Consider the following 12,737-nt stretch of genomic DNA (forward strand, 5'->3'; position numbering starts at 1 on the left):
AAAAGACCATCGGTTGGTTCCCCGATGGTCTTTCTATATTTCATTAAACATGCCGTTTATGCTTTTGTTCGGTGCAGTGCCAGAAACTATTCTGCACGCAGGCTTTTTACGGGATTCACCAGGGCTGCCCGGATAGCCTGAAAGCTTACCGTAATAAGGGCGATGAAGGCGGCGAGGAATCCCGCTCCTGCAAACATCCACCACTGTATAGTGATCCGATAGGCATATGCCGACAACCATTGGTTCATGGCATACCAGGCAATAGGTGTGGCAATGAGTAAGGCAATCAACACCAGTTTGAGGAAATCACCGGACAATAATCTAACGATACCGGTTACACTGGCACCCAATGCCTTGCGGATACCAATCTCTTTTCTCCTTTGCTCTGCGCTGAAAGCAGCGAGCCCGAATAAACCCAGGCAGGAAATCAATATCGCAATGAGGGTGAAGTAGTTAATGATACGGGAAAGGGTTATTTCCGTTTCGTACTGCTGTTGTACCGCTTCATCCAGGAATACATACTCAAAAGGTACATTGGGCAGAAAGCTTTTCCAGGTAGCCGATATTTTGCCCAGCAGTGCTTTGTAATTCTTGCTGTTACTGTTGATGATAATATGGGAGAAGTCTGCAGGATCCGTATCATACATCAGCATGAACGGTCTTACATTATCGTGCAGGGAATTATAGTTAAAATCTTTCATCACCCCTGCTATTTCAAAACTGACCGGGGCACTTGCTTCTGCAGATTGAGAGAAGATGCGCTGCCCTGCTGCCGTTTCCGGCTTTAGTCCGAGCTGCCGCGCCATGGTTTCATTGATCAGCACGCGGTCGGAGTCTGATGAGCGGAAATCCCTGCCGGCAACGAGTGGTATGCTCATGGACTTAGAGAAATTCTCATCGGTAAGCATGAACTGCGTTTCCACGGCATCGTTGACGTTGGCGCCAGCCGCGTATATGTGTACATCATTAAACACAAACTGGCTGGGGTAGTTGTTAGACCTGCCCGCTGCTTTTATTTCCGGCAGCTGCCGCAATGCAGTAGCCAGGCCGGTCATCTTGCTTTTGGCATCCTGGGTATGAAAGCTAAGCACCAGCTGTTGGTCTTTTTCAAAACCCAGGTCCCTGTTTTTAATATAGTTTAACTGGCTGTAGATAGTGATAATACCGGTGATGAGTACGATAGACAATACAAACTGAAATACCACCAGCGAACGCCGGATGCCTGCAGCAGAAATATGGTTACTGAAATTTCCTTTCATCACATTAATACTGTTAAAAGCAGAAAGATAAAATGCAGGATAGCTGCCCGCGATAAGACCTGTCACCACAATCAGCGCAACGATCATTACCCAGAGGCGGTAATCGGTGAGTAAGTCCATGGTCACATCTGCCTGGGTAACCATATTCAGATACGGGAGTGCCAGTGCCAGCAAGGGCAACGCAATAAGTACACCGATGGCCGATAGCAATAAGGATTCTCCCAGGAACTGTTTGATAAGGTCATTTCTTTTGGCGCCCATGACTTTACGGATACTTACTTCTTTTGCTCTTTTAGAAGCACGGGCCGTAGATAGGTTCATGAAATTGATGCAGGCAATCACTTGTATCAGCACGGCGATCAACAGCAACAGGTACAGGAAACGGGTACTTACTGTTTTGCCAAGGCCCAGGTCATACGTAGTGCTGGTATGCACTTCCTGTATGGGTTGCAGGTGCAGCACTTTTTCCATACCTATACTTTTTAATTGTTGTGCGCCATGCTGCTGCAGGAAAGCAGGCAACTTTTTTTCCAGCGCGGCCGGATTGCTCTCCGGTGTCAGCTTTACATAAGACGACACAAAATTATTACTGGCCCAGGAGTCGTTCTGAAGAATGAAATCACCTACACCACCGCTGTTCATAGAAAAGAACAGGTTGGCGTGGATATGCGATTTACCCAGGCTTTCATCCACTACACCATCTACTTTAAAATCGTGTGTGCCACTGGTATTTTCTATCCGGATAATTTTACCGGTAGGGTCGGCACTGCCAAATAGTTTTTCCGCGATGGGCTGTAACAGTACTACGGAATAGGGGCCGGACAAAGCGCTGGAGGGTTGTCCGTTGATAAAATGGTAAGTGAAGATATCGAAGAAGGTAGAATCTACGTAGGCGCCCTGCGCCACATAGATCGCTTTATCCTGGTAATGCAGCAGCTGTGTGTTGTCCGACATGGAAATGGAAATCCTGGTATACTGCTGTATTTCGCTGAAGTCGTTCTTTAATGCCGGTGCTATTGGAGGAGAAGTGGTGGCTGCGTTGTGCACATCACCCGCTCTTTTTAAGGAGGAATTAACCCGGTAAATGTTTTCTGCCTGTTTATAATGCTGATCATAGCTGTACTGTTCCCGCACATACAGTAGCATATATAAACAACATACAGTGCCGGTAGCCAATCCGAAGATGTTAATGAAGCTAAAAGACCTGTTTTTCTGAAGAAAACGAAATGCAGTAAGGACGTAGCTTTTAAGCATATTAAATTTAGAGTATGATGAATCCACTAAGGGGGATCGCTAACGTAATGCCAGAAATAGAGCGTTTAAAAATCAATGCATTATAATTTATCAAGGTAGGAAAATGTCCGTTTTTGCACAAATGGCGTTCAATTCTGAGCGGGGTAATCAGGCATGATTTGTTCACTTCACCGGAAAATTATACTTTGTAAGGAGTCGTAATAAAATGTTTGCATGAAAGTTTTATTTGAAACGCCCCGGTTACAGTTGCGCACTTTTGCTGCCTCAGATGATGCCTTCGTCCTGGAGTTGCTGAATACGCCTACCTGGCTGCAGTATATCGGCGACCGGCAGATCAGAACACTGGCAGATGCGCAACGGTACATTATGAATAACCTGTTACGTTTGTATGCTGAGCAGGGCTATGGTGCGTGGGTAGTGGTGTTGAAAGAAACAGGAAATCCTATTGGAATTTGTGGTCTGTTTAAGAGAAGATACCTGGAGCAACCCGATCTGGGGTTTGCTTTTTTGCCGGAGGCGGAAGGCCAGGGTTATGCGTTTGAAGCAGCTACAGCTACGCTGGCATATACGAAGCAGCAGTTGGAATTACCCCGCTTGTTTGCCATTACACAACCGGATAACCACCGGTCGGTGCGCCTGTTGAAGCGCTCTGGATTTACATTACAGGGCACCATTCAACCACCAGGAGAGGTGGATGAACTGATGCTGTTTAATATTGAATTAGGACAATGATCGCCCTTGTTTGGGCCGTTTGTATGCCACCAGTACCTTGTTCAATACCAGGTACACAAGTGACCCGATGCACAACACCACAAGTCCTGTCCGCAGCCAGGTAGCAGCGGTTACAGACAATCCGACACCAGTACCGATTGCCACATAAGCAGCCAGACAAATCGGGCACTTCGGCAGCAGGGCGAGGGTAATGCCCGGTAGTAACCATCGCACTGTTTTAACGATACGTTGCCGGAATGTCAGCGGACCTGTGGTCTGCGCAGCCGTTGTTTTGCGGTGATCGCTGCCCGTAGCGCCACCGCAGGAACAATTCGTTTTCATGATGCATGTTCTTCACTGCTACAACAAGAACCTGGTGTTTTGTCTTCGTGATACCTGCCTGTATTATCTACATGTCCTTTCTCATCGTATTTGTCGTGATGGCGCACCCACGCTGTCAGATCGCCGTTTTCTCCTTTTTCATTACGGCCCAGTGGTGCAATGTCCAGGTAGTTGTAAGTAGCCAGCTGTAATTCGCCGCCACGGCCATAGGTTGAATAAGTATGGTAGATATTGCCATCTTCGTCTTTGTAAAAAGAACTGATACCCTGCAGGTCTTCCAGGTGGGTAGGTAAGTTTTCCACGGTACCGTAGTTGTAATATACCTTTCCTTTTTCCAGGTCTTCTTTCCGGAAGGATACATGATAGTCGTAGTTGAAATCACTGCCGCCTGAAGACACCCATTTAAAATTCCAGCCCATACGTTTTTTAAAGGCTTCCAGCACGGGTAAAGGCGCTCTTGATATCACTGCTATAGAAACATCGTGGTGTTCCAGGTGTGGCAGCACACCGTTGATGGAATCTGCTGCAAAAGAGCAGCCTACACAACCTATTGTTTCATGGGGGCCAAACATAAAATGCTGGATGATCAGCTGGCTTCGGCCGTCAAAGAGGTCGGACAGACTAACTTTACCTTCCGGACCATCAAAGACATAGTCTTTTTCTACTTTTTCCCAGGGGAGTTCCATGCGTTGCCGGGTGAGCTCATCGCGGAGATGGGTATATTGTTTTTCTTTTTCCAGGAATTTTATTCTGGCAGCCTGCCATTCTTCGTGAGATACTACTTTGGGAGTGGGACCGGGCTCAACACTTTTATGTTTAAAACCAGTCGTTACGTTTGTACTCATGATTTTTATCGTTTTGTGTCTTACAAATCTCAGTTGTTAAATCCAAAAATCACCTGTGCAAACACGCCGAATTTAGGGGGCATTTGTGCCACAGGAAAAGGTTATTTTTGTAGTACATCATACACAAATTACCATGAAGACAGTTTCCTTGCTGATTTACGAAGACGCTATTTTATCTTCTTTGTCCGGTGTAATGGATATGTTGTTAGGGGTGAACCGTTACATGGCAGAAATGGGGCGGGAACCGGCTTTTAACCTGGAGCTGGTCAGTGAGAAGATGAAAAATATACAACTGCATTCGCCTGCACAGTTTATTTGTTATAAAACCATTGAGGAAGTAAAGCATACGGATCTTATCCTGGCGCCTGCTTTTGAAGGCGATCCTACGGTAGTACTACGCAAAAATAAGGCGATGATAAACTGGCTGAGCACTATGCATGCCTGTGGCACCGAGGTGGCCAGCTTGTGCTTTGGCAGCTATTTCCTGGCGGAAGCGGGATTGCTGCAGGGGAAGTCCTGCACCTCTCACTGGATGGCACTGGAAGACATGCGCAGGAGGTATCCGGATATCACCATTTTACCCGATAGCGTTATGACTGACCAGGAAGGGATTTATACCAGCGGAGGCGCTTTTATTTCCCTCAACCTGGTATTGTACCTGATAGAGAAGTTTTGCGGCCGGGAAGCCAGTATCTGGACCAGCAAAATGTTTTCTATTGATATGGACCGGGTGAATCAGGCACACTTCGCTGTATTCCAGGGACAACGCCGGCATGAAGATGAAGACATCTTGAAAGCGCAGGCGTTTATAGAGCAACACTATGATCAGCAAATTTCTGTAGAGCAGATAGCAGAACAGGCGAATATGAGTAAACGGAATTTTATCCGGCGTTTTAAAGTAGCTACGCAAAATACACCACTGGAATACCTGCAGCGGGTGAAGATAGAATCTGCCAAAAAAGAACTGGAAAAAAATACGCAGAACATCAGTACACTGATGTATAACGCTGGTTATAATGACCTGAAAACCTTCCGGCAGGTATTTAAACGCATTACCGGTTTAACACCGCAGGACTACCGGAGAAAATATTGCCGTTCTGTAGCAGCGTTGAATAATTGATATAGAATAAACAGGTCGCTTATTCCGCTCTCAGGCTTTTTACCGGGTTCATAAGCGCTGCTTTGGCCGACTGGTAACTAACTGTCAGCAACGTTACAAGAACGGTACTGATGCCCGCAGCTACAAAAAGCCATATCGACACCGTAATATGGTAGGTGTAATTTTGTAACCAGTTTTGCATAAAGTAGTACGTAACAGGAGAGGCCAGTATCAGGGAGATGATAACCAGCTTTACAAAATCTTTTGACAGGAGCATTAATACATTGGCGATAGACGCACCCATGACCTTGCGGATACCAATTTCTTTCGTGCGTTGTTCTGCCATGAAAGACGCCAGTCCCAATACGCCCAGGCAGGATATAAAGATAGCGAGTACCGCAAACACGGTGGCCAGTCTGGCTACCCGTTCTTCATCAGAAAACTTCTGTGCATACGCATCGTCTGTAAACGTATAGTCGAATGGACCGCCGGGATTGAATCGTTTAAACACCGGCGCTATTTTAGCCAGCGCCTCCCGCATGGGCATGGCTGGGTTGATACGCACCGTCATGGCGTTCATCATACCGTATTGCAGACTGAAAATAGTGGGGGCAACAGGGGCATACGGTGATTCCATGATCATATCTTTTACCACACCGGTAATGATACGGGGCTGACCATTTACGTAAATGGTGGCTCCTACCGGATGTTGAAGTCCGGTGAGTTTAACTGCTGTTTCATTTAAAATAAGTGTACCCGTATCTGTGGCATAACTCCTGGAATAGTCGCGGCCGTCCTTGATTTGCCAGCCGATGGTGTGGCCGTAGTCGTGTGTTACACCTATCAGGCCAACAGGCGTTTTCGCATTGGCCGTTTTACCATTCCAGCTCACTTCTGTATTGTAATCGGGGCTTTGGGTAGAAGGAATATCTGATTTGGCCATGTCTGCTACGGCGCCGGTTTCCAGCAATGCATTTCTCAACGCATCATAAGGGGCACCATACATTTCACCGGTACTCATCGTTACCATAATCAGCCCTTCCCGGTTATAACCTACCGGCCTGTTTTTGCCATATTGTATCTGCTGATAAATAATAATGGTACCGATGATCAATGCAATAGATACACTGAATTGCACTACCATCAAGGTGTTGCGGGGGAGCAATGAAAAGCGCCCTGCTGTTACATTTCCTTTTAATACTTTAACGGGTCGGAAAGAAGACAGATAAAAAGCAGGATAGCTGCCTGCCATCAGGCCGGTGAATGCCGTGAATCCAATCAATGCTATCCATAACAGTGGCTGTGTAAAAGGGATGCTGAGTTGTTTTTCTGTTAGCCTGTTAAACAGTGGCAGTAAGATATACACGATACCTACGCAGCCAATAAAAGAAAGAAATGATAACAACAGGGATTCGGTGAGGAACTGCCAGATCAGCTGTGTACGGGTAGAGCCAACGGCCTTGCGTATGCCTACTTCTTTTGAACGTTTGGCACTACGTGCAGTGGCTAAGTTCATAAAGTTAATGCAGGCCAGCAGTAACACCAATGCGCCAATGATGCCAAAAAGCCATACCAGTCTGATTCTGCCCCCGGTAATCTGCCCATTTTTAAACTCGCTGTACAAATGCCATTTATCCATAGGGTGCAGCAATAATGTTTCTGTGCCTCCCTTAATATGTTTTTGAGCGATATTTTTTATGTGCGCATTGACTTTATCAATGTCGGCATGATCATTTAATTCTACATATAATTTCCAGTAACGGTTATCCCACTGGTTTTGTGCTTCTTTCAGCCAGGGCAAAGTGCTGATGGCTTTATCCCAGGAAAGGAACAGTTGGGTGCCGTGAAAAGTAGTGTTTTGCGGAAGGTCTTCGAATACGCCACCTACCTGTAAGTCGGTGCGGTTGTCGAGCCGGAAGCCTTTACCGGTAGGGTCGGTATCTCCAAATAAAGCCTTTGCCAGTGAACGGGTGATTAGTGCAGAAGAAGGATCTTTCAATGCATATCTCTTACCGCTGATCATTTTCAGGGTGAGCATTTCCGGCAAATCGGGCTGTGCCCATACGCCCGACTGTGATAATTTTTTATCACCTACCGCAACGGCATGGGTGAAGTTGGGAAAAAGTATCGCTACATGTTTGAAGTCATTTGCATAGTTGTTGCGTAACTCATCTGCCAAAGGTATGGCTACAGACTCACTGGTATTGTTTTCTCCGTTGATGGTTTGTACATCCATCACCTGTGCAATCCGCTGATGATGGTTATGCGAGTGATTAAAAGAAAGCTCATCCCATATCCATAAACTAATCAGGAGCGTAACGGCCATGCCCATCGCCAAACCGATAATATTGATCGCTGAATACCCTTTATTTTTTAGCAGATTACGTAACGTGATCTTTAACAGCTGCATTGCTATGATATTTGAACTGCTTTATCGGGAAAATTATACCGGATATAATATCCTTAATAATAAATACAGTTATAATTTTTATATTTTAATAATGTGTTCGTTTTTGATACAGCCAGTGATCGTTTTTACCATTTGTGTAAAAGCTACCGGGATGGAAACATATCATAATTATAATTAGTTAACTTCATGTAAAATGTTACTACCATGGAAAAGGCAATTATTCATCTGGATGGCAAAGACTATCATATACTACCAGGCAATGATAACGAAAAAACATACATGGTGGAAATAGACAGTCACCAGGTTACTTTCCGGCCGGATGAAAATGGGAAGCTCAATGCTTCTCACGATCATATTCCCAATGAATTTTTATCACGGCTGGCACAGAAAATAGAATCGTATTTTTTCTGATCCGTATCTTATCACCCATTTCCATTGACTTTTCCTATTTTTATCCCTTGAAATCTGCAGACGAATGAATATGAACAAAACTATGTATAGCCTGCTGTTGTTATTAGGTGTTAGCACTCTGGCAACAGCACAGGAATTGTATATGCCGCGTAATATTAAACAGGCATATGTTAACCAGACGAGAGACAAGAGTGGTGCGCCAGGTAAACTTTACTGGCAGAACAAAGGAATATATAATATTGAACTTTCGGTGAACCCGCCAAACAGGACCGTGACTGGTGTGGAAACGATCACCTATCTGAATAACAGCCCCAATGAATTGAAAGGAATGGTGTTGCGGATCATCTGCAATCTGCATAAATTTCAATCACCGCGCTCGGGTTATGTGAGCAAAGACTTTTTAACAGATGGTGTGATCATAGATCAGCTGTTGATTGATGGCATACCCGTAAAAGTCAACAACGATGTAGGCACCACTTCCCCGGTGGTATTTCCAAAACCGTTGCCATCGAAAGATAGCATACATCTTCACATCAACTGGCACTATGATTTGTCGGTGTTGAGTGGCAGGGAAGGTATGCTCGATAGTACCAGCGCTTTTATGGCATATGCTTATCCAAGGGTATCTGTATATGACGACTATAACGGTTGGGATGGCATAGATCATACCGACCGCGTAGAATTTTACAGCGACTTCAATGACTATAACGTAGCCGTGACCGTGCCTAAGAATTTTGTGGTATGGGGAACAGGTACACTGCAAAATGCAGCAGAAGTATTACGTCCTGCATTTGCGAAACGGCTGGAGCATTCTTACAGCTCCGACACAACAGCGCACATTGCCAACCTGCAGGAAATGCTGCAGGGAGAAGTTACCGCGCAGCAACCGCGCAACACCTGGAAATTCAGTGCCACACATATTGCAGACGTTACCTACGCCACCAGTGATCACTATGTATGGGATGCCGCCAGCGTAGTAGTGGATAGCAGTACCATGCGCCGCGCCAGTATACAGGCTGCCTACCAGGATACGTCCACAGATTTTCATCACTCCGTCGCTTTTTCTCATAATGCATTAAACTGGTTCTCTCATCAATGGCCAGGCGTATCTTATCCATTTCCCGCGATGACGGCTGTTCAGGGCTTTGCCGACATGGAGTATCCGATGGTAGTAAATGATGGCTCCGCAGGAGATGATCTTAGTTTTGCCCAGCTGGTACAGGACCATGAAATCGCACATACTTATTTTCCTTTTTATATGGGCATCAACGAAAGCCGCTATTCCTTTATGGATGAAGGCTGGGCTACCACCCTCGAATACCTGATCGGTATAGCAGAAAAAGGGAAGGAAACAGCAGATGATTTTTACCGTAAGTTCAGGGTGAATAGATATATACATGATCCTTCCACAGAGGAAGATCAACCCATCATTTCCATGGCCAACCAGGTAAGCGGCATGGGATATAGCAGCAACTCATATGGCAAAGCGTCGTTGTCTTACCTCGCATTGAAAGATATGCTGGGAGATGCGCTGTTTAAAAAATGTCTGCATGCCTATATGAACAACTGGCATGGTAAACACCCTATTCCCTGGGATTACTTTTATTCTTTCAATACTGCCGCCGGACAAAACCTGAACTGGTTCTGGAATAACTGGTACTTTAGTAACAACTATATAGACCTAACGCTCGCAGAGGTGAAACTGAATGCCAAAAAAGCTTCACTACGTATCCTCAATACCGGTGGTTTCGCCATACCTTTTGATGTTGTGATTACCTTCAAAGATGGTACAACCAAAAGTGAACACCAGACGCCAGGCATCTGGAAAGCAAATCAGAAAGAGGTACGGCTGAATTTGTCTTATAGAAAAGAGATCTCGGCGATTAAGCTGGATGGAAATTTGTTTATGGATGCCAATGAGAAGGATAATGTGTGGAAACGTTAGTTGTTGAGAAAAGATATAGCAGCCTTCAGATCGTAAGATTTGAAGGCTTTTTTGTGGTTGGTGATATCTGAAGAATCATGTGTTAATGCTTTTTTCTTTACATTTCTTAGTGGAATGATCTGGCTAATACTCCTAGTTTTGTTGCCTTCGGCAGATGTGGATTCACTTACTACGCTGGATAGTTTATAATGGATCTATTTTTTTGTACTGCCAGGAAATCTATAGCTACTCAGGCATTGAATCATTTCTCTCTCTAATTAAATAAATATTTATGCATGAGCAACAGAATATAGAGTACAAACAATCCTGGAGAGATGAACATCTTAAATGGATATGTGGCTTCGCGAATGCACAAGGAGGTAAGATATTAATTGGTGTGGATGATAATGGAGTAGTCGTAGGGATAGATGATTATAAGAAATTAATGGACGAAATTCCCAATAAGGCAGTTAATCATTTGGGATTGGTGGTAGATGTTAATTTGCATAAAAGCGTGGATAAGTATTATATTGAAATTTTGGTATCTGTAAGTAGTGTTCCCATTGCCTATCACGGCATCTATCATTATCGTAGTGGTAGCACCAAGCAGGAATTAAAAGGTATTGCATTGCAGAATTTACTATTGAAGAAAATCGGCAAGAAATGGGAAGATATTCCGGTGGCAGGAGTTTCCTTGAAAGATCTTAATCAAGATACAATCACAAGATTTCTGACTAAAGCTGTCAGGAAAGAACGGATCCCATCCAATACTACAAAAATGAAGTTGGAGATATTGTTGAAAAATCTGGATTTATTAACTGAATATGGGGAGTTAACAAACGGCTCCATTCTACTTTTCGGTAAACATCCTGCGAGAGTGGGAGTAACAGCGAGTTTTAAAATTGGTAGATTTGGTAAATCCAGTCATGATTTGCTGTTTCATGATATCATAGAGACAAATATTTTTGATATGGCGGATAAAGTTATAGAGACTTTAAAGATGAAATATCTGATACGCCCTATTTCATATGATGGTCTGGAAAGAATGGAACCATTGGAGTATCCTGAAACGGCATTGCGGGAAGCAATATTAAATTCCATTATTCACAAGGATTATTTAAGCACCTATACATTTCTCCGTGTTTACGATGATCGTTTGCATCTATGGAATCCAGGAACTTTACCAGCTGAGCTAAGTGTAGAAGAATTGAGAAAAGATCATTCTTCTTATCCGCGTAATAAAAACATCGCGAACGTTTTTTTTAAGGCAGGATATATAGAATCATGGGGCCGGGGAACGAATAAAATTATTGATGATTGTATCGAAGCTGGTTTGCCAGAGCCATTGATTCAGGAAGAGCAGGGTGGTGTTAGCATAATATTTTTGAAAGAAAAGCCATTGAAAAGCTACGGACTTGAAGATCGACAAATGAAGGCATTACAGTTTATAAGAACAAATGAGCGCATTACTAATCAGCAGTATCAGGATTTATTTAATATTTCAAAGCGTACAGCTTCAAATGATCTTCAGTTGTTATTGGAAAAGAATTTAATCCTAAAAGTTGGTTCAACGGGAAAAGGAACGCATTATATTTTGCAAGAGGAGAATAAAGGGGCAAAGGGGCAGTTAAAGGGGCAATAAAGGGGCAATAAAATAGCTATTAAAGCGCAGAAAGGGGACGGCAAAGGGGCAATAAAGGGGCAATGACTAGTGAATTTCTTTCTAAATGATTGATATTGAAATTCTTATTTTATTTCCTGGAAAGCAGGAGATGGCGAATAAAGTAATTGCTAAATTGAAGTGGTAAGCATGGGGATTCACTCTTCCTTCAACATCCCCGCGCTTTTACAATACTCCACCGCTTCTTCAATACTATTCACCTGGAACTTACGCAATATATTCATGCGGTGTGCTTCAATGGTACGGATACTGAGATTCAGCGACTCCGCGATGTCTTTATTATTACGGCCGTTGCTGATCATTCGTATAATCTGTTCTTCGCGGCGTGATAAGGAAATTTCCYGGGTGCTGCTGTTGCCGGGTGTTGATTGTTTGGCGTCGAGGTATTTTTTTACGAGGATGTCGCTGACTTCTCCAATAAAATAATATTTTCCCTGGTGGATGGTACGGATGGCGCTAAGGAATATTTTGTTGCTGGTATCTTTCAGGATATAGCCGCTGGCACCCATTTCGAGGGCAGCTGCTACATAGTCGGGTTCATCAAAGAGGCTGAAGAAAAGAATGCGGCCACGGGGATTTTTTTCCAGGAGGAGGGTACTGGTTTCCAGGCCATTCATGCCGGGCATACGAATATCCATGATGATCACATCGGGAGCTGCGGCCGCCAATTGTTGCAGTGCATCTTCTCCGCTGCTGGCTTCTCCGCATACTTCCATGTCGGCTTCGCTATTGATCAGCTGTTTAAGGCCATTGCGGAATATTTCATGATCATCTACTAAAAAAACGCCTATTTTTTTCATG

At 44.2% G+C, this 12,737-nt stretch carries 10 protein-coding genes; 5 read left to right on the forward strand and 5 right to left on the reverse strand.

What is annotated here, in order from left to right:
- Positions 1–86: 86 nt before the first annotated feature.
- On the reverse strand, positions 87–2,513 hold the full coding sequence (locus tag AC1DP6_RS11630) for an ABC transporter permease (protein ID WP_477054950.1): 2,427 nt from the start codon (positions 2,511–2,513) through the stop codon (positions 87–89).
- 213 nt (positions 2,514–2,726) lie between these two features.
- Between AC1DP6_RS11630 and AC1DP6_RS11635 the strand changes: the two genes are divergently transcribed.
- Positions 2,727–3,245, forward strand: a complete 519-nt coding sequence (locus AC1DP6_RS11635; protein WP_477026738.1) for a GNAT family N-acetyltransferase — start codon at positions 2,727–2,729, stop codon at positions 3,243–3,245.
- On the opposite strand, the gene AC1DP6_RS11640 is transcribed toward AC1DP6_RS11635, so the two are convergent.
- Both AC1DP6_RS11640 and AC1DP6_RS11645 read right to left on the reverse strand, forming a co-directional pair.
- Entirely contained in the window at positions 3,234–3,566 is a 333-nt protein-coding gene (locus AC1DP6_RS11640; RefSeq protein ID WP_477054951.1) for a hypothetical protein, read from the reverse strand. The two genes, AC1DP6_RS11635 and AC1DP6_RS11640, sit on opposite strands and share 12 nt — an antisense overlap.
- Positions 3,563–4,411, reverse strand: a complete 849-nt coding sequence (locus tag AC1DP6_RS11645) for a DUF899 domain-containing protein (protein WP_477054952.1) — start codon at positions 4,409–4,411, stop codon at positions 3,563–3,565. The genes AC1DP6_RS11640 and AC1DP6_RS11645 overlap by 4 nt, the downstream gene beginning before the upstream one ends.
- 133 nt (positions 4,412–4,544) lie before the next feature.
- Between AC1DP6_RS11645 and AC1DP6_RS11650 the strand changes: the two genes are divergently transcribed.
- Positions 4,545–5,531: a GlxA family transcriptional regulator gene (locus AC1DP6_RS11650; protein WP_477054953.1), complete on the forward strand. Its 987-nt coding sequence runs from the start codon at positions 4,545–4,547 to the stop codon at positions 5,529–5,531.
- Positions 5,532–5,550: 19 nt separating this feature from the next.
- On the opposite strand, the gene AC1DP6_RS11655 is transcribed toward AC1DP6_RS11650, so the two are convergent.
- Positions 5,551–7,920, reverse strand: a complete 2,370-nt coding sequence (locus AC1DP6_RS11655) for an ABC transporter permease (protein WP_477054954.1) — start codon at positions 7,918–7,920, stop codon at positions 5,551–5,553.
- Positions 7,921–8,124: 204 nt separating this feature from the next.
- Here AC1DP6_RS11655 and AC1DP6_RS11660 point away from each other — a divergent pair, with 204 nt between their 5' ends.
- From AC1DP6_RS11660 to AC1DP6_RS11670, 3 genes are all read left to right on the forward strand, one after another.
- A complete protein-coding gene (locus AC1DP6_RS11660) occupies positions 8,125–8,331 on the forward strand; it encodes a hypothetical protein (RefSeq protein WP_477054955.1) in 207 nt (68 codons plus the stop codon).
- Positions 8,332–8,395: 64 nt separating this feature from the next.
- Positions 8,396–10,276 carry a M1 family metallopeptidase gene (locus AC1DP6_RS11665; protein WP_477054956.1) on the forward strand — a complete coding sequence of 627 codons (1,881 nt, stop codon included), beginning with the start codon at positions 8,396–8,398 and terminating at the stop codon, positions 10,274–10,276.
- A gap of 271 nt (positions 10,277–10,547) precedes the next feature.
- Positions 10,548–11,897 carry an ATP-binding protein gene (locus tag AC1DP6_RS11670; RefSeq protein ID WP_477054957.1) on the forward strand — a complete coding sequence of 450 codons (1,350 nt, stop codon included), beginning with the start codon at positions 10,548–10,550 and terminating at the stop codon, positions 11,895–11,897.
- 176 nt (positions 11,898–12,073) lie between these two features.
- On the opposite strand, the gene AC1DP6_RS11675 is transcribed toward AC1DP6_RS11670, so the two are convergent.
- Complete coding sequence (locus AC1DP6_RS11675) at positions 12,074–12,736, reverse strand: response regulator (protein ID WP_477054958.1); 663 nt, start codon at positions 12,734–12,736, stop codon at positions 12,074–12,076.
- Position 12,737: the final 1 nt, after the last annotated feature.

The sequence above is a fragment of the Chitinophaga sp. 01L420 genome (genome assembly GCF_056399985.1).